Here is a 17,576-nt window from a genome sequence, read left to right as displayed (position 1 = left end):
GAACTTTATGAAAGTAGCTTCATTGGTGACTATGTTGGCGTTAGTTGTTTCAAGCAACGTCAGTGCCGCAGATTACGGAGATTTTGGTGTTTCAATATATGGTGGCAAAACGTACAGCAGTGACATCGAAACTTCTCGCCATCAAACATACGAATTAGAAGACGACTCGCACTTTGGGGTGAGCTTAGACAAGTATATATCAGAAGGCCGTTACGGATTTTACTATGGTAAAACTGAGACCCAGCTTACTGCTTACCCACTAAACAAAGTGGAAATGGAATACCTACTATTTCAAAGCGCGGTAGTACGTCCTCTCACAGACAACTTAGATGTTTATCTCGGATTACAGCTTGGTGCGACCTTTGTTGACCCTAATTTTATCGACTCTGATACTTTCTTTGCATCAGGGTTATACACGGGTTTTGAATACAACCTTGGCGCAGGTTTTCATTTTGGTGCTGAAGCACGATGGATTGCAACTATCCTCAACAACAACTCTAAAGTCACTTGCGATGTCGACCCAGAAACCCAAAATACCTGTAGCTGGCACTTCGACAATGAGGTAATGAGTCAATATCAAGCGAGCGCAACATTAAGTTATCGCTTTTCACTGTAATTATTCCGAGCGGGTTTTAATATACAGTAAAACTCAACAACCCCTGGTAAGTCGCTGTACAATAAAGTCAGCAAAAACACTCACCTTCGCAGGAATATGGCGAGTTGCTGGGTATAGCATCCACAGCTCGCCTGAATAGTGAGTCTCAAATTGCCATTCAGGTAATACCTGTATCAACTCTCCTGACGCTAACGCATCTTTAGCTACAAACATAGGTAAGCTTGTGATCCCAAGCCCTTGCAGCGCAGCATCTAACCTCACTCGAGTATGATTTGCTTTATAGCGCCCGTTAACTGGAGTTGTGAGTTTTTGTGTGCCTTTTCTGAATCGCCACTTAGCATCAGCATCCGTTTCCCCCAAGGCAATACAGCTGTGCTGTACTAGTTCTTTAGGGTGAGTAGGAATTGAGTGGGTCGCAAGATATTTTGGCGATGCCGCCACTATATGTTCTATCGTCATTACGCTTCTACCTATTAAGCCTTGTGGAGGCTCGTTGGTAATTTTAAATAGAATGTCTATCTCATCACGGATCAAATCCAACGCGTTGTCGTCTAGCATCAAATGAACATCAATATTTGGAAACTCGCCTAAAAACGCCATCACATTTGGGTGAATTAGTGTATGTGCGACCGCTTTTGGCGCTGCGATTTTTACTGTTCCTTGTGCCGTTTGATGATAGCTTTCACAAAGCGAGATAACGTCTTTGGCGGCTTGTTCCAACTGAGTACAGCGCTCATACACAGCCCTTCCTGTTTCGCTCAATCTTAAGCTGCGTGTGGTGCGTTGAAGTAAACACACCCCCAATTGCTGTTCAAGTAGTTTTATGGCACGACTCACTGATGACGGCGAGACACCTAATTGCCGAGCGCTTTTGGAGAAGCTTCCAGTATTCACTACCGAAACAAAAATCGACATTTCTTGCAGGAGTTCAATATGTTTACTGGTCGTCATAGCTCTCCCATTTGTGCGCTCCACGCAAAAGTTATTTCTATTTTCAGATTATTATCTTCTCAGAAGAATGAAAATACAATGTTCTCAATTATTCAATATTATATTGGGAGCTTATTATGGTGCAGTATTGGCCAGAGTTTTTATCATTAGCCATCATTCATTTTGTTGCAGTGATCTTGCCAGGCCCTGACTTTGTTATCACGGTCAGACAAAGCTTAAAATACGGCAGACTACATGGCGCAATGACAGCCTTGGGGATTGGCACTGGGCTTAGTGTTCATATCTTATATACCTTACTTGGTGTCGGCGCACTGATGCAGGCCTCACCTTGGGTTTTACAAGTAGCTAAATTAATCGGCGCTGCGTATCTTATATACATCGCTATTCAATTACTCAAAAGTGCAGGAACGATTCAACTGAATGCAGAAAATGCCCAAGCTGATGTAAGCTCACAGTCGCTCAAAAAAGCCTTTAGTCTTGGTTTTTTAACTAATGCAACTAACCCAAAAGCAACCCTGTTTTTCTTAGCCGTAGTGACCAATGTCGTCAGCCAAGGAACTCCGTTGCATATTCAACTTTTTTACGGCGCTTGGATGTGCAGTGTTAACGCCTTGTGGTTTATCTGTGTCAGCTTATTATTCTCAGCCCCATCTTCCCGCGCTTGGTTCTTGAACAAGATGAACCTAGTTGAAAAAGCACTTGCTGTTTTGCTTATGGCCTTCTCATTAAGGCTGTTGATTGCTTAACACAAGCAAGCCAAATAAGGGTTTCCGCCTCATACGTTAGCCCTTATTCAATTACTAAGATATGGATATTAGGGCATCAACGCTTCCCACCAGCAGCTAGTTGATAGTGTTTCTGATAGCGTCAAAACTTCACCCACAACAGGTGTTACCAGTGCCACTTGATTTTGCTCTGCTGCGACTTTGACTCTGACGAGCGGATCAAACCAAGAGTGAAAAGCCAAGTCAAAAGTAGCATTATGAATGGGGATCATATGCGTTCCTCGCAGATCTATATGAGCTTGTACGCTTTGCTCTGGCGTCATGTGAATATCAGACCAATCTTTATCATAGGCGCCAGTCTCTACTAAGGTTAGGTCAAACGGGCCAAGCCGTTCACCTATTTCCTTAAATCCAGCAAAATAACCAGAGTCTCCACTAAAAAAGATATTTTTGTCTGCTGTGCGAATAGCCCACGCTCCCCAAAGGGTTTTATTTGCATCTCCAAGTCCACGTCCAGAAAAATGCTGAGTAGGTGTAAAGGTGAGTGTTAACTCAGTGGTTTCTTCAAACTGCCACCAGTCAAACTGCTTTATTTTCTCGGCGGGAACTCCCCACTTTTGCAAATCACCTTCTACACCCAAAGGTACATAAAATACCCCCACTCTGTCTGCTAATCGCTTTACGCTTTCTTTGTCTAGGTGGTCGTAATGGTTATGTGAAATCAGCACCTTATCAATTTGAGGCAATGATTCAATAGTAATAGGTGGTTGATGAAAACGCTTTGGACCAATAAATGAAAATGGTGATGCTCGTTCAGCAAAAACGGGGTCAATCAGAAGATATTTCCCTTGCGCTTTAATAAGTACTGATGAATGTCCCAGTTTGATAACGTGAGTGTGCGTATCAGAAAGTGCCTTTAAATTCTCCTCAGTGAGCACTTTTACTGGCATATCAACCTTCGGCACCGCATTGACTTTTTGCTCGGTAAAAAAGCGCCAAAAAATTTCCAGCGTCTTACCTAGGCTCGTTTTATTCGTTTCATGAGTATTATGAAATTTACCATCGCTATATTGAGTTGATGAATACCCACTTTGATTTACCGTAGCATTTAAATTAGAAGCCATAACTCCTCCTACTCCTATCAGCAAGACCACAATCAAGCCAAACCATGTTCGCTTTTTCATACAACCACCAAAAGTAAACTATACAGTGTAGTTTACATATAGAAAATAGAAAGTAAACTAAGCAGTGTAATTTATTTTAGTTTTGCTAAAATGCGGAGTATCCATTTGTAGATATTCCCTTGCCTGTAATAGAGAAAATGAAACAATCAGAAAGAAAGCGACTGCAAATTCTAGAGGCTGCCCAACAGTTATTTGCTCAGCACGGTGCTCAAAATACCAGTATGGATCTCATCGCAAAGCACGCTGAAGTGTCTAAACGAACGATCTATAATCACTTTGAGACCAAAGAGCTACTACTGTATAACGTACTTGAACACATGATGCTTCAAGTTGACCAAGGTGATATTTATCAATATCGACCCGATGTCCCGATTGCAAAACAACTTCAAGAAATCGCTTTACGAGAAGTCAACCTGCTCACTTCTGAATCATTTATCAAAGTGGCTCGCGTGGCATTTATCGAGTTGTTGCAAGACTCTACATTGGCTGCGCATTTCAATAGCAGTAAAGTAGGTTGTATGCGTTATTTAGAAACGTTTTTAGCCGATGCTGTCGCTAACAATGCACTGTATATCGAACATCAGGCATTCGCAGCACAACAGTTCTTATATCAACTCAAGTCTTTTATCTTTTACCCACGGCTTTATGGATTTGAACTCACAAATACGGAGGATACGGACTTTATTGTAGAGCAAAGCGTTGCGCTTTTTATGGCGAGATATGGGACTGAACAACGCGCCCAAGATTAATAATAAGGTAAGCTAGTACAAGGATTTAAATAAATTTCACACAAACTTGCATAAGGCTATATTTTAAACAAAAAAATTCCCTGATATAGTCATTCACGCTAACAAGAGTAAGGAAATCAGATGAGCGAATTAATTGCAATTGGTAAAAACATTTGGATCCACAACGGCCCAGCGGTCCCATTCTTTGGCATGCCATATACTACCAGAAGCACCATAGTAAAGCTTTCCTCTGGCGCATTATGGGTGCACTCTCCAGGAAAATTAACGGATGAACTGCTCAGTGAATTGACGCAACTTGGGCAAGTCAGCTATCTAATTTCTCCAAATAAACTTCATCACCTATTTATGGGAGATTGGCAGGAAAAGTTCCCACATGCGATAATGTTTGCTTCTCCAGGTGTCGACAAAAAACGGCCAGATCTTACTTTTCAGCGCCAACTGGGCGACATGGCAGAACCCGAGTGGCAAGGAGATATTGAGCAACTCATTTTTAAAGGCAGCGCGGTGATGGAAGAAGTCGTATTCTTCCACAAAGAGAGCAGTACATTAATTTTGACAGATCTTATCGAGAACTTTCACCCTAATCACTTCTCCGGTTTTAAAAAAGTATTAGCGAAAATCACCGGGATTATTAGCCCTAACGGCAAAACGCCCATAGACTGGCGAACTTCGTTTGCGTTTGGGAAGCAGCAGGCCCGAGCCTGTTTTTCAAAGATGGCTGCTTGGCAACCTCAATATATCGTTATTGCCCATGGTGAATGCATTGAAACAGGCGCTGAGGCGTTTTTACATCGCTCATTTTCTTGGCTGGGTATCAATAAAGCGACGTAAGGCGCTGTACAAAATAATAGAATATAAAAAGCGCTGTCATTTCAAACAGCGCTTTTTTTTACTAAACCTCAAATTACATACCAGCTGGATATGCATAACTCGCTTGTAGACCTAGCGGAATACCAAGCATCCAGTAGATCAATAAGAAGATGCTCCAACCAATCAAAAAGGCAATCGAGTAAGGCAACATCATCGCTATCAATGTACCTATTCCTGTCGACTTAACGTATTTCTGGCAGTAAACCACAACCAGTGGGAAGTAAGGCATAAGCGGAGTGATTATATTTGAGCCAGAATCACCAACACGATAAGCCGCTTGTGTTAAATCAGGTGAAATGCCCAATTGCATTAACATCGGAACAAAAATCGGCCCCAGCAACGCCCACTTTGCAGAGCTTGACCCCACAAATAAGTTTACAAATGCGGTCAAGAAGATAATACCAACCACAGTAACATAGCTTGGCAGCGCCAATGCTTTTAATACTTGAGCCCCTTCAATGGCAAGCAGTGCACCCAAATTTGAATGGCTGAAGGCACTGATGAAAAGTGCACAGAAAAACGCCATAACAATATAGTAAGACATGCTATTCATAGCTTTAGTCATGGCATCAATCATGTCTTTTGAGGTTTTAAACGTACCGACAACGAAACCGTATACCGCACCTGGGATCCAAAACAGTAGGAAGATAAGTGGCACAATTGATTGCATTAACGGCGCGCTAAAATCGGTTAAAGCGCCCGACGGGCTGCGTAGTGCTGAATCTTCACCGCTTGATGCATAAACCAATAACGCGATACCGGCTAACATCACCATGGACGCTACAACAAAGCCTTTCTTTTCTTTACTGGTGATCTCATCAAACGAAGGCAAGCTCTCTGTATCGCCGTCAATTTCTGTCGCTTTTAGCCTTGGCTCTATAATTTTATCAGTGATATACCAACCTAATAAAATAATGAATAAGCTCGATGCTGAAGTGAAAAACCAATTATTTAGTGGGTTAATCGCAATTTCTGGATCGATGATCTGCGCTGCACTTTGGGTAAAGCTTTGTAGCAACGGATCGATACCTGAAGGAATAAAGTTCGCGCTAAATCCGCCGCTTACGCCAGCAAATGCCGCAGCAATACCCGCAAGAGGATGTCTTCCCATCGCATAGAAAATAACACCGGCAAGCGGAATAACTAATACGTATCCAGCATCTGTCGCCGTGTGACTTACAATTGCGATAAGAATAATAGAAGGAGTTAGTAGTGCCTGAGGCGTGCGTTTAAGCATGATTTTAAGGCCAGTATTAATATAGCCAGAATGTTCAGCAACACCCACACCTAGCATAGCAACTAGCACCACGCCTAATGGCGCAAACCCCGTGAAGGTTTTTACCATCGTTGCCATAAATCCGGCAAGCGCATTTGGGTCTAATAAATTGTGAACGACAATCGCCTGATTGGTTCTTGGATCAATAGCGCTAAATTCTACGCCTGAAAATAACCAAGATAGCAGCCAAATCAGCAACATTGCTGATAAGAAAATGATTGCAGGATCAGGAAGTTTATTCCCCACCCGCTCTATCCCGTTTAGAAAACGGGTGATCGCAGAATTTTGCGAGTTCGCTTGTTGTGTTTCGTGCATACCATTGCCCTAAGAAAAAAATTGCTTAACCATAACTTAATATTTACATGTTAAGCAAGAAAACGTGCCTATTGACGAGACACTTTGCCGAATTAGTAGTCGACTTGGCATTTTTTTGTCTCAAGTCGGTGTCCAATAAAGAATTTACGCTATGCTTTTTATATGTCTGAAATTAAGGATTTTTAGATGATAGATCTAGACGACAAAGTGTTAGCTGACGTCAAACATGGTTTTAATTTACCACCAAAGCCCGCGCTGATAAGCGAATTGCAAGCTGCACTTGCTGCAGCAGATCCAGATCTGAACGATGTTGCTACGATCATCGCTCATGATGTCAGTACCTCTGCTGCTGTGTTAAAAGTCATCAACTCCCCATTATATGGTTTAGCGAGAACAGTAACTGATGTAAAACAGGCTGTCGTCTTTCTAGGTCTAGACTCTATCAGTAAGCTTGTAACCGGCTTTTTGCTAAAACAAACCTTTGACCAACGTAAATGTTGTATCAGTTTGGAGCGGTTTTGGGATAACGCTTCAGACATCGCAGATAGCATCATGGTAATTGGTAATAAACTTAAATCGCGTGTTCCTATCGAAAACTTGCACTTGCTAGGATTATTTCACGACGCAGGAATTGCTGCCATGGCGGTTAATTACCCCGATTATATGGAAACACTCATTGCCGCTAACAAAGATTATGACAAGCTGTTAGTCGAGCACGAAGAAGAAAAGTACGAGACCAATCACGCCATTATCGGCTACTTCCTATCAGCTTCTTGGAATTTGCCACAAAGTATTTGTCATATGATTTTATGCCATCATGACCCTGAGTTTTTGGGGAACTGTAAAGACGAAGAGCAGAAATTAGCTTTCGCCGCTCTAAAAATGGCTGAAAATTTTGTACATATCAATAAACGTTTTGTTGCCGCGCCTGATTGGCACTTAATGAAAGCAGATGTATTGAAGGTTTTAAATTTAGATGAAGATGATTACCAAGACATCAAAGAAGACCTAGATGAATACTTTTTAGAGCAAGATGGAGTAAGCAACTAGTTACCTCACACTCAACACCATCTTTGAAATGCGACTCAACGACAGTATTGCGGCAATTCTTAAAACTTCGTAGACTGGCAGCAAAATTAAAATAACAATGACTTAAGGAATTTACATTGCCAGCGCTGCTATCTCTTAAAGGCAAGTTTGCCATCTTTGGGCCTGGAATATTAATGGCAACTGCTGCTATCGGTGGTTCACATCTCGTTTCGTCAACTCAGGCTGGGGCACTATTTGGTAGTCAATTGATCTGGCTAATTGTTGCTGTTAATTTGCTCAAATATCCCTTTTTCAAATATGCAGTAGAGTACACAAGTCACTCTAAGCACACTGTCGTCGAAGGCTATCATGCACATTACCGCTTCGGATTTAAGGTTTTTGTGCTACTCAATATTTTCGCAGCCATTGTAAATACCGCGGGTGTGCTATTACTTACCGCAAGTCTCTTGAGCTACTCGCTGCCATTTCCAATAAATATTGAATTGTTAAGCTTTATACTTTTGGCTAGCTGCTTGACAATCTTACTGGTTGGACACTACAAAATACTTGATGTGACTAGCAAATGGGTAATGATAATTTTGACCATTTCCACAGTTATGGCGCTTGCCATTGCGGCTCATAATGGACCTGCCCATCCAGCCCCCATTGATCCGGTTTCCCCCTACGACATCGCACTACTGGGGTTTTTAGTTGCTTTAATGGGTTGGATGCCTGCACCAATCGAGATTTCTGCCATTAATTCCTCTTGGCTAAAAACGAAGATGGCTAAACAATCGCTAACAAGTAGCCAGATCCTACTGGATTTCAAGGTGGGATATTTTGTTACGCTGGGTCTTGCGGTCGTTTTTTGTTTGCTCGGTATGCTCATGCAATATGGTCAAGATAAGCCTGTTGAACTCGCAGGTGTTGCTTTCTCACAGCAGCTCATTGATATGTATGCCAATACGATTGGCGAATGGGCCAGATGGCTAATTGCAGGCGTCGCATTTTTATGTATGTTTGGCACAACGATCACGGTGTTAGACGGCTACTCCCGAGTGCTTAGTGAATCGCTTCAGCTGTTACGCCCTAACACAACGAAAAAGAGTTACACGCTCATTCTATTGCTACAAGCAGCGCTTGGTATGGCCGTAGTGCTGTTTTTTAAAGCCGACTTAAAGAGCATGCTGATGTTTGCCATGAGCTCAGCGTTTGTCACTACTCCCATCTTTGCTTGGATGAATTTAGGATTAGTGAAAGGTGAGATCTATCGCCGTCAACCCATGTACACCAAGATTTTAACGGGACTGGGGCTGGCTTATTTAGTGGGCTTTGCACTGTTATTCATATATTGGCGATTTTTGATGTAAGGCTAAAAGAGGCTGAGTAGCAGATGCAAATTAGACTTCTAGCATCTGCTACACTCGAGCGAGGTGCATTTATTTTAGATTTTGCACCTGCTCCCAAATAGAAACTACGTGCGCTTTATCATCGTCATTTAGCTCTCCATTTCGGTATGCTTTTACCAAGCTGCTCTCAACTTTGGCATTTAACTCATCAATCGAAAGATCTGCTTCCTCTACTTGCGCATAGCCTACCGCTAAGTCAAAGTGGCCGCGTAAATAGCCGCCAGCAAATAGTTCATCATCGCTCGCTCTATCGACAAGCTCATCAAAAAACTGCTGCGCTTTCTCTACATATTCTACTAAAGACATATTTATTCCTAAATTATTCTTGATGGCCTATGGCGTACATTACATGGTCATTGAATCCAGTGATCACTTTAATAAATCCAGCTAAGGACTCATCAAGTTGTTCGTCACCGGTATCAGCAATTAAAGGACGACCATTTAAGGCCTTTAATTTCGATTTTGTGGCGATAAGGATAATATTATCTTTACCGATTTTTTTGATGAGGTTAGGGCTTAGCTGCTGATTACCGCGGCCAAAAATGTGTCCTTGCCCACCAATTAATGTGATCACTAGCTTTGTTTTGTCATCAGCAAGCGACAACAATTGCTGCGCGGTTTGATCTTGCGCGATCAGCGCTTGGTCCCTTACCACATCAACACCAAGAAGTGTATTATCAAGTCCCATCTCTTCCATCACTGCTGCAACGGTCGAACCAGATCCCATAATGTAGGTTTCGTCTTCTTCCATTTCAGCAACCACATAGGCGGCGATATCTGCCAACACCAGCTCATCGCTTTCTTTGCCACCATTTTTCACCGCTTGCACATATCTCAGCTCGGTCGGCACTTGCATTTCACCAAATCGCTTAGCGCGCACAGTCCCTTCACGAAATGCAGCTTCATCAATGTCCATCACATCGGCTTCGCCAATAGAGACGAGCTCTCCGGTAACCAAAAGTTCAACGACTCTACCTGCTGCTTTTGGCGTTATCGCGTATACGCCGCTATGAATTTTGCACCCAGCAGGGATCCCAAGTACAGGACATGAATCACCCACTGCGTGGCAAATGTTACGGGCAGTGCCATCGCCACCAGCAAACAAAATCAAATCGACACCGAGCTGCTGCATCATTTGCGCAGCAGTCTCGGTATCTTCAGGACGAGTTGCCGTGCTTTGAGTTTGGTAAATCACTTGGGTGTTAAAACCCAGCTCTTTTGCCGTACGCTCCCCCATCTCACCGTTAACAGTAAATATTTCGATGTTTTGTTGATGTGGAAGCAGTTGTGTTAAAGCCGTTTTTGCTCGCTGATTAGCACGAGGCTCAGCACCTAACGCCAACGCTTGTTGGGCTGTTTCTGCACCATCGCTACCTTTTAGTGCAACGCTCCCACCAAGCCCAGCTAAAGGATTGATGATAAGTCCAAGCTTAAATTGCATCGTCAAACTCCATGCTTAGCTCTGTCGGGATATCCCAGTTAAATTGCTGCTGGCGTAACGGCCAAGGTGTATTATAAAAATTGCTTAATGCGTTGAGTAGTTGAGTCGTTCTGGTATTAAATCCATTTTCTAATAAAGCTAACACTTGCTGATGTACTCGTTGTTGAAAGCTGAAACGGCAAGTTTGTTCACCATTGAGGTTATCAACGGAAACATTAAATGAAAAACCAGCCGCGACACTTAACGCCCACTCAATCGCTTGTGGTTTCACTTCCACTTTTTCAAATTCGAGCTGCTGCGCTTTATCTCGTCCATCGGGACAATACCAGTAGCCGTAATCTTCGAGTTGCCGACGTGCCTCACCCGCAACGAGCCAATGTGCAACTTCATGCAAAGCACTGGCATAGAAGCCATGAGCAAAAATAATGCGGTGATGAGGGTATGATTCATTTGCAGGTAGATAGATAGGTTCATCGTCGCCCACTACCAGCTCCGTGTTAAGCGTGTGCAGGAATAACCCATTAAAAACAGCAATGAGGTCTTCTATTTTATGCATCAACATCCGCCACAAGTCTAAACTGGGCGCAAATTGTAAGGTTTTTAACGGCCAAAGTAAAAGATCTCGTTTTAGACTATGCCTTTTTGTCAAGAGAACTGCGTGGCGCGATATAAAGCGAAGCACGATCTCGACCTGACTTTTTCGACTCATAGAGGGCTAAGTCAGCTTCTTCAAAACATCGTTTGTGATTAAAGCTTTCACCAATAAGCTCATATCCTGCCACGCCAATGCTAAATGTCAGTCCAAAACTGGTGAAACGGGTAAATTCATGTACCAGTCGTTGTGCGAAATTAAGCGCGGCATCAGGCCGAGTTTCAGGGCAGATAATCACAAATTCATCACCACCCCATCGTCCAATATGGTCGCTTGGTCGTGCCTGCTCTCTTAAGAATTGCCCAACTTCCTTCAATGCATTATCACCATCTTGATGTCCTGCGGTGTCATTTAATTGTTTAAAATGATCAACGTCGATTACCAATAGCGATAGCGCTCGATGATAGCGTATGGCCCGCTGTACTTCTTCTTTCAGCAGCGCTTCAATCTTTCTGCGATTCATAACCTGGGTTAAGAAATCCAGTTCAGCCCGGTTCTTCAATTCTTGTTCTTGACGTAAATCTCGGATCACCGCAATAAAAATATCATTTTTAGAGACGGACACCGTGGATAATGCGATATCCACCGGGATCTCCGCACCTGATCGGTGCCGTCCTACAATTTTAAGGCCATCATACGTCACTCTGCGCATCGTAGAGGTGCCTCGGAACTTTTCTCTGTCCGCGACATGTTTACTTATATACCGCTCTGGAATGAGGTCTTCAACCTGCATACCTAATAATTCTTGTGGCTGATAACCAAATAAGTCAGTACAGGCCTTATTGACTTCTTTAAGCCGACCATTTTTGTCACAATATAAAATAGCATCAGGAGTAGAGTTGAATAACTTTCGCTTTTCGTTGATAAGTTTAACCACAAAAATGAGCGTGAAGATGTTCAAGCAAGCAAACAACAAGACTATTGGTAGCAGCAACAATATACCGGTGTTACTCAATTCTTGGGTTTGAGCAAGCTTTACCGATTGGTTTTGCTTTGCAAGCTCAAATTTCTCTCCAATTGACTTACGCAAATAATTAAATGCAGCTTCTGCGTCCGTGTCATCTACTTTCACTAAACGATCCACAGCCTCAGAGCTCAATCTTCTCGATGTGAATTTTGACTTAGCAAGCGCAAGCATTTGTGTATATTCATCAAAGGTGTGTTGAATAACGGCTAATGCCTTTGTCTCTTGGCTGCTTAGCGCCGTACTTTGTAATTTTAAGATTGTCGCTTTGGTCGCTTCAACATCAGCTAAAGCCTGTTCGTAATAAATCTCGTCTTGGCGTAGGACATAATTTTTGAAGTGATGAATAAAGCCGTTATAACCAAAGCTACGCTCCAGCTCAGCTAGCAGTTCAGCACGCTTAATTGCAACTTCAGTTTCTGATTGCCATGACTGATGAAATGAGGAAATGGAGTGGTTTAACAAAGTGGACCAATAAAATAGGCCACCACTCACCAAAATAGTAAAAATAACTAAGCCACTGATCTGCAAAAAAATACGTTTATTCATATACTCTGCTGTCCAAATTCAGCAAATCCTAGAGCGCAGTAGAAAGAAGAAATTAGAGACCGTCTAGGTGCTGTAGAATCCATGTCGATGGTACAAAAGTTACATACCATTACAGCTATTAAGTCTAGACCAGAGAACGAAAAAAGCCGCATTACAGCGGCTTACAGATAGGATATTTTTAAGCGAGTATTAGATAAATTGGTATCGTTACTCGTAATAAGCTTTGCCTTCTTCGGCCATTGCAAGTAGCGGCTCCGCAGGTGTAAATACAGGGTTGTCAGCAGCGTATGTTGATAGCTCTGAACACACCTTATTGGCGCCTTTTTTGTCCATATAGCTAAATGGACCGCCCAAGAATGGAGGGAAACCAATGCCAAAAATAGCACCGATATCACCATCTCTTGCATTACGGATAATACCTTCATCAAGACAGCGCGCAGCCTCATTGAGCATCTGTGCAACGCAGCGGTTCGCAATTTCTTGTTTATTCAATTTAGGAGAAGGCGTGACACCGAGTAACTCATAAACAGACTCGTCCACTTGCTTGCCTTTTTTACCTTCATAGGTATAGAAACCACGACCAGATTTGCGACCTAGGCGTTTGCTATCTATCATACGTGCAAAAGCATCCGGCGCCTTAAAGCGAGCACCTAATTCTTTTTCTAAAATTGGCGCAATCTTAGAGCCAATGTCTACACCTACTTCATCAAGAAGCGCAAGGGGACCAACAGGGAAACCAAACTCAACCAAAGCTTGATCGATTTTCTCTATCGGTTCACCAGCAAGCAAAAGATTTGCCGCTTCGTTAACATAAGGTGCCAGAATACGATTTACGTAAAAGCCAGCTTTATCTTTTACTACTATTGGGGTTTTCCCCTGCTTACGAGCAAAAGCCACAGTGCGCGCAATAACCTCATCACTAGTAGTTTCGTGCGGAATGATCTCCACCAGCGGCATTTTTTCTACTGGCGAGAAATAATGCAAACCAATTACGTTTTCAGGACGCGTCGCTTTTGCAGCGATTTGACCGATTGGTAATGATGACGTATTACTTGCAAATATCGTACTCTCACTACATTCGCGTTCAATATCCGCCACCATCGACTGTTTAAGGTCTAAGTCTTCAAATACGGCTTCGATCACCATGTCTGTGTGTTTAAAACCAGAGTAATCTGTTGTCCCCGTGATCATATTCAAAGTTGACTGCATCTCTGCCTTTGAAATAATACGACGCTTTTGGCGTTGAGTTAGGATCTTATAGCTGTAATTTAATGCGTTGCTAATGCCCTGATGCGCAACATCTTTAATACGTACCGGAGTGCCTGCTTTAACCGCACTAACATGGGTAATACCTGCGCCCATTAAGCCACCACCTAGCACTGCAACACGCTTCACAGGAGCAAGATCTTGACCTTGGAAATCCTTTTTCATTTCCGTTGTCGCAAAGAAAATCCCACGTAGCGAGCGTGATACTTCAGACATCACTAAATCAGCAAAACCCTCGGCTTCGGTTTTATAACCTTTAAGCTTGTCCAGCTCTACAGATGCACGTACCGCTTTGATGATAGCGAGCGGCGCGGGATAGTGACCACCCGTTTTCTTCTCAACATTTTCTTGTGCTTTTTTGAAAATGATATTGCGTCCGAACGGGTTAGACTCTAGCAATTGGCTAATTTTGTCTAAATTCGGTTTGCGAGGCTTAGGCTTACCTTTTCTTGCAAGCTTCACCGCTACGTCGAGTAAAATACTGTGTGGTACAGAATCGTCAACCAGGCCCGCTTTTTTCGCTTGCTTAGGTCGAACTTGTTTACCAGTTAGCATCCATTCAAGTGCTTTTTGAATACCAACTAATTTCGGTAGACGCTGTGTACCGCCACCACCAGGCAATAGACCAAGCTGTACTTCTGGAAGGCCCAGTTTAGTCTTGCTGTCTTCAGTACATACACGGTAATCACACGCCAGCGCAAACTCCAAGCCGCCACCCAGTGCTACCCCGTGGATCGCAGCAACGGTCGGGAATGGTAAATCAGCCAATTTAAAGAAGGTTTTATGACACATTTCCGAAATCGCTAACGCATTTTCACGGGTTTTCGCGCTGTCTAGCATTTTAATGTCTGCACCCGCGATAAAGTTATCGTCTTTACCACTGATAAAAACCATACCCGTTACATCGTCTTGCTTACTCTTTGCGATGATCTCTAATAATTCATCAGCAAATGTATCACGTAAGGTGTTCATTTTTTCGCCCGGCACGTCGATGGTGACGATGGCGACTTTATGGTCGTTTAATTCATAAGAAAATACTGACATTATGCGCTCTCCAATACGAATGCTGCTCCAAGACCACCTGCAGCACAGGCAGTTGTCAATGCAAGACCACCGCCGCGGCGCTTAAGCTCATGTAGGCTTTGCGTGATCAAGCGTGCGCCGGTTGCTGCGAATGGGTGACCATATGCAAGTGAACCACCAAGCACGTTAAACTTATCCATGTCGATTTCGCCAATTGCTTTACTGCGACCAAGTTTTTCTTGCGCGAATTTGTCTGAGCCAAACATTTTCATATTGGACAGCGCTTGTGCTGCGAAAGCTTCATGCATTTCTATCAGGTCAAGATCAGCAAGGGTAACACCCGCACGGTCAAGAGCTACAGGCGTTGAATGTGCAGGACCCATCAACATATCTTCGTGTACGCCGATTGCAGAGAAGGCGAAACTACGCACATAACCTAAGATGTCGTAGCCAAGTGCTTTGGCTTTGCTTTCGCTCATCATTAATACTGCCGCTGCACCATCGGTCAGTGGCGTTGCATTTGCTGCGGTTACTGAGCCGTGCTGCCTGTCAAATACAGGCTTTAACTTGGCGTAGCTTTCCAATGAGGAGTTTTCACGGATGTTATTATCTTTATCAATAAAGCTTTTGTATGGCTCAACATGGGCAGCCATCACTTCATTATTTAATAAGCCTTCCGACCATGCTTTTGCAGCTAAGGTATGTGAGCGGTGCGCCATCGCATCTTGATCTGCACGGCTGATCCCGTGAGTCTTAGCCATTTGCTCAGCGGTTTGCCCCATTGATAAGCCAGTAGAATATTCTGCAACTGCCGGTGGCACTGGCAGTAAGTCTTTGAGTCTTAGCTTTGAGAAAATCTGTAAACGCTGCTTAAGTGTACGTGCTTTGTTCAAGTCAACAAGGCTACCTGCAAGCTTTTTGCTCACGCCAATCGGTAGCACTGATGAAGAATCCGCACCACCAGCAACACCCACACTCACTTGGCCTGAAATAATGCTCTCTGCAACGTTAGCAATCGCTTGGAAACTGGTTGCGCATGCACGTGATACAGAGTAAGCGTCAACAGAAACTGGCATGCCAGTGCCAAGCACGATTTCACGCGCAATGTTTGGTGCTTCCGGCATTTGTACAACTTGACCGAATACCAGTTGGTCGATTTCTTTACGATCGAAGTTCAAACGCTCAAGCATTTCGTTGACGACGATTTTGCCTAAATCTAGGGCTGGAACGTGGTGAAAAGCGGTAGCTTGCTTTGCGAATGGCGTACGCAGGCCGCTCACGATAGCGATTCGGTCGCCTTTTGATGTTTTTAGTATGTTTTGTTCAGACATGAATTTTGCTCTCCCGCTGACAGGTCTGACCTGTTAATTTCCTCCGATTTTAAACAACCAAATCGAAGTTGCCAATAGCAAAGCACGAAATGGCTGCTTTTTAAACCGTGAAAACCAACTTTAGATGCTTTTTCAAGCAATCTCAAAGTATTTGAAATTGTTATTTAAAATTTATGAACTTTTCTAAAATTATGGGTCTAATCAACTTGATTATTCATTCCGCGTCCATATAACTATTTTTATTTTTGTCGGCTTAAAAGGCAGTCTCATGGCAGTAAACGAGTTTTCTCAACTAAAAGAATATTTAGATACCCAAATTTTAGGACAAAGTGCACTGACCGAATCCTTGCTTATCGCGCTTTTAGCAGATGGTCATTTATTGGTTGAAGGCCCCCCTGGTCTTGCTAAGACCCGTGCAGTAAATGCGCTGGCTAAAGGCATTGAAGGGAGCTTCCAACGCGTCCAATTTACCCCAGACTTATTGCCGTCTGATGTAACTGGTACAGATATCTATCGCCAACAAACCAATGAATTTGTATTTGAGAAAGGCCCGCTTTTTCATCATTTGATTTTGGCTGACGAAATCAACCGAGCCCCAGCCAAAGTGCAATCAGCGCTACTAGAAGCAATGGCTGAGCGCCAAATAACCGTTGGCAAAACAACGTATCCGTTACCTGAGCTATTTATGGTAATGGCAACACAAAACCCGCTTGAGCAAGAAGGTACATATCCGTTACCTGAAGCGCAGCTTGACCGCTTTTTACTCCATCTAAATATCGATTATCCGGATGCAGAAACCGAGGTTGATATTTTGCGCCTCACTCGTGGCGAGGCGTTGGAGGAGTACCAAGCAACCTTCACACCGATTAGTCAAGCAACCCTATTTGAGGCCCGTAAAACCGTACTAAGCATGCATCTTGCTGAGCCACTAGAGCAATATCTTGTGCAATTGATTATTGCGACCAGACAGCCACAACGCTTTGATGCAACGCTTGCAAGCTGGATTGATTATGGTGCGAGCCCTCGAGCTACAATTGCGCTTGATAAATGTTCTCGTGCTCATGCGTGGCTACAAGGCAGAGACTTTGTCACACCAGAAGATATTCAAGCTGTGGTGCATAACGTGCTACGCCACCGTATCGTGCTGAGTTATGAAGCACAGGCGGATGGGATCACCAAAGATCAGGTGATCAGTAAGATTTTAGAATTGGTTGCTGTTCCATAAT

At 43.3% G+C, this 17,576-nt stretch carries 16 protein-coding genes; 7 read left to right on the top strand and 9 right to left on the bottom strand.

The window, feature by feature from the left end; all coding sequences use genetic code 11:
* Positions 1–7 precede the first annotated feature (7 nt).
* Complete coding sequence (locus A587_RS0104740; protein WP_026000879.1) at positions 8–616, top strand: outer membrane beta-barrel protein; 609 nt, start codon at positions 8–10, stop codon at positions 614–616.
* A gap of 33 nt (positions 617–649) precedes the next feature.
* Here the strand turns inward: A587_RS0104740 and A587_RS0104735 are convergent, their stop codons facing one another.
* Positions 650–1,567, bottom strand: a complete 918-nt coding sequence (locus A587_RS0104735) for a LysR family transcriptional regulator (protein WP_017216619.1) — start codon at positions 1,565–1,567, stop codon at positions 650–652.
* A gap of 116 nt (positions 1,568–1,683) precedes the next feature.
* Here A587_RS0104735 and A587_RS0104730 point away from each other — a divergent pair, with 116 nt between their 5' ends.
* Positions 1,684–2,313: a LysE family translocator gene (locus A587_RS0104730; protein WP_017216618.1), complete on the top strand. Its 630-nt coding sequence runs from the start codon at positions 1,684–1,686 to the stop codon at positions 2,311–2,313.
* 68 nt (positions 2,314–2,381) lie between these two features.
* Here the strand turns inward: A587_RS0104730 and A587_RS0104725 are convergent, their stop codons facing one another.
* The gene (locus A587_RS0104725; RefSeq protein ID WP_017216617.1) at positions 2,382–3,416 is read right to left on the bottom strand and encodes an MBL fold metallo-hydrolase; all 1,035 of its coding nucleotides are present in this window, start codon (positions 3,414–3,416) and stop codon (positions 2,382–2,384) included.
* A 197-nt stretch (positions 3,417–3,613) separates the two neighbouring features.
* Here A587_RS0104725 and A587_RS0104720 point away from each other — a divergent pair, with 197 nt between their 5' ends.
* Positions 3,614–4,225 carry a TetR/AcrR family transcriptional regulator gene (locus tag A587_RS0104720; RefSeq protein ID WP_017216616.1) on the top strand — a complete coding sequence of 204 codons (612 nt, stop codon included), beginning with the start codon at positions 3,614–3,616 and terminating at the stop codon, positions 4,223–4,225.
* A gap of 120 nt (positions 4,226–4,345) precedes the next feature.
* On the top strand, positions 4,346–5,056 hold the full coding sequence (locus A587_RS0104715) for a DUF4336 domain-containing protein (protein WP_017216615.1): 711 nt from the start codon (positions 4,346–4,348) through the stop codon (positions 5,054–5,056).
* 73 nt (positions 5,057–5,129) lie between these two features.
* Here the strand turns inward: A587_RS0104715 and A587_RS0104710 are convergent, their stop codons facing one another.
* Complete coding sequence (locus A587_RS0104710; RefSeq protein ID WP_017216614.1) at positions 5,130–6,686, bottom strand: AbgT family transporter; 1,557 nt, start codon at positions 6,684–6,686, stop codon at positions 5,130–5,132.
* A 186-nt stretch (positions 6,687–6,872) separates the two neighbouring features.
* Here A587_RS0104710 and A587_RS0104705 point away from each other — a divergent pair, with 186 nt between their 5' ends.
* Positions 6,873–7,736 carry an HDOD domain-containing protein gene (locus A587_RS0104705; RefSeq protein WP_017216613.1) on the top strand — a complete coding sequence of 288 codons (864 nt, stop codon included), beginning with the start codon at positions 6,873–6,875 and terminating at the stop codon, positions 7,734–7,736.
* A gap of 116 nt (positions 7,737–7,852) precedes the next feature.
* Entirely contained in the window at positions 7,853–9,085 is a 1,233-nt protein-coding gene (locus tag A587_RS0104700; protein WP_017216612.1) for an NRAMP family divalent metal transporter, read from the top strand.
* A gap of 69 nt (positions 9,086–9,154) precedes the next feature.
* Here A587_RS0104700 and A587_RS0104695 read toward each other — a convergent pair whose 3' ends face one another.
* From A587_RS0104695 to fadI, 6 genes are all read right to left on the bottom strand, one after another.
* Complete coding sequence (locus A587_RS0104695) at positions 9,155–9,430, bottom strand: YfcL family protein (protein WP_010377735.1); 276 nt, start codon at positions 9,428–9,430, stop codon at positions 9,155–9,157.
* 13 nt (positions 9,431–9,443) lie between these two features.
* Positions 9,444–10,565 carry an ATP-NAD kinase family protein gene (locus A587_RS0104690; protein ID WP_017216611.1) on the bottom strand — a complete coding sequence of 374 codons (1,122 nt, stop codon included), beginning with the start codon at positions 10,563–10,565 and terminating at the stop codon, positions 9,444–9,446.
* Positions 10,555–11,121: an elongation factor P hydroxylase gene (locus A587_RS0104685; protein WP_017216610.1), complete on the bottom strand. Its 567-nt coding sequence runs from the start codon at positions 11,119–11,121 to the stop codon at positions 10,555–10,557. Before A587_RS0104685 ends, A587_RS0104690 begins: the two co-directional genes overlap by 11 nt.
* Positions 11,122–11,197: 76 nt before the next feature.
* Positions 11,198–12,730, bottom strand: coding sequence for a sensor domain-containing diguanylate cyclase (locus tag A587_RS0104680; RefSeq protein WP_017216609.1), 1,533 nt, complete (start codon positions 12,728–12,730; stop codon positions 11,198–11,200).
* Positions 12,731–12,937: 207 nt separating this feature from the next.
* Entirely contained in the window at positions 12,938–15,040 is a 2,103-nt protein-coding gene (gene fadJ, locus A587_RS0104675) for a fatty acid oxidation complex subunit alpha FadJ (RefSeq protein ID WP_017216608.1), read from the bottom strand.
* Entirely contained in the window at positions 15,040–16,350 is a 1,311-nt protein-coding gene (gene fadI / locus A587_RS0104670; RefSeq protein ID WP_017216607.1) for an acetyl-CoA C-acyltransferase FadI, read from the bottom strand. Before fadI ends, fadJ begins: the two co-directional genes overlap by 1 nt.
* A 268-nt stretch (positions 16,351–16,618) precedes the next feature.
* On the opposite strand from fadI, the gene A587_RS0104665 reads away from it, so the two are divergent.
* On the top strand, positions 16,619–17,575 hold the full coding sequence (locus A587_RS0104665) for an AAA family ATPase (protein WP_010377722.1): 957 nt from the start codon (positions 16,619–16,621) through the stop codon (positions 17,573–17,575).
* Position 17,576 lies beyond the last annotated feature (1 nt).

The organism is Pseudoalteromonas sp. NJ631 (genome assembly GCF_000276645.1).
Lineage (GTDB): Bacteria > Pseudomonadota > Gammaproteobacteria > Enterobacterales > Alteromonadaceae > Pseudoalteromonas > Pseudoalteromonas piscicida.
The sequence above is the reverse complement of the archived record's forward strand: the minus strand, read 5'-3'. Positions and strand labels throughout refer to the sequence as shown.

Coding starts and splice junctions, on each gene's coding strand:
- A587_RS0104685 (WP_017216610.1), bottom strand. CDS start 11,121: ATGCATAAAATAGAAGACCTCATTGCTGTTTTTAATGGGTTATTCCTG.
- A587_RS0104705 (WP_017216613.1), top strand. CDS start 6,873: ATGATAGATCTAGACGACAAAGTGTTAGCTGACGTCAAACATGGTTTT.
- A587_RS0104710 (WP_017216614.1), bottom strand. CDS start 6,686: ATGCACGAAACACAACAAGCGAACTCGCAAAATTCTGCGATCACCCGT.
- A587_RS0104725 (WP_017216617.1), bottom strand. CDS start 3,416: ATGGCTTCTAATTTAAATGCTACGGTAAATCAAAGTGGGTATTCATCA.
- A587_RS0104695 (WP_010377735.1), bottom strand. CDS start 9,430: ATGTCTTTAGTAGAATATGTAGAGAAAGCGCAGCAGTTTTTTGATGAG.
- A587_RS0104680 (WP_017216609.1), bottom strand. CDS start 12,730: ATGAATAAACGTATTTTTTTGCAGATCAGTGGCTTAGTTATTTTTACT.
- A587_RS0104735 (WP_017216619.1), bottom strand. CDS start 1,567: ATGACGACCAGTAAACATATTGAACTCCTGCAAGAAATGTCGATTTTT.
- fadJ (WP_017216608.1), bottom strand. CDS start 15,040: ATGTCAGTATTTTCTTATGAATTAAACGACCATAAAGTCGCCATCGTC.
- A587_RS0104665 (WP_010377722.1), top strand. CDS start 16,619: ATGGCAGTAAACGAGTTTTCTCAACTAAAAGAATATTTAGATACCCAA.
- A587_RS0104690 (WP_017216611.1), bottom strand. CDS start 10,565: ATGCAATTTAAGCTTGGACTTATCATCAATCCTTTAGCTGGGCTTGGT.
- fadI (WP_017216607.1), bottom strand. CDS start 16,350: ATGTCTGAACAAAACATACTAAAAACATCAAAAGGCGACCGAATCGCT.
- A587_RS0104720 (WP_017216616.1), top strand. CDS start 3,614: ATGAAACAATCAGAAAGAAAGCGACTGCAAATTCTAGAGGCTGCCCAA.
- A587_RS0104715 (WP_017216615.1), top strand. CDS start 4,346: ATGAGCGAATTAATTGCAATTGGTAAAAACATTTGGATCCACAACGGC.
- A587_RS0104730 (WP_017216618.1), top strand. CDS start 1,684: ATGGTGCAGTATTGGCCAGAGTTTTTATCATTAGCCATCATTCATTTT.
- A587_RS0104740 (WP_026000879.1), top strand. CDS start 8: ATGAAAGTAGCTTCATTGGTGACTATGTTGGCGTTAGTTGTTTCAAGC.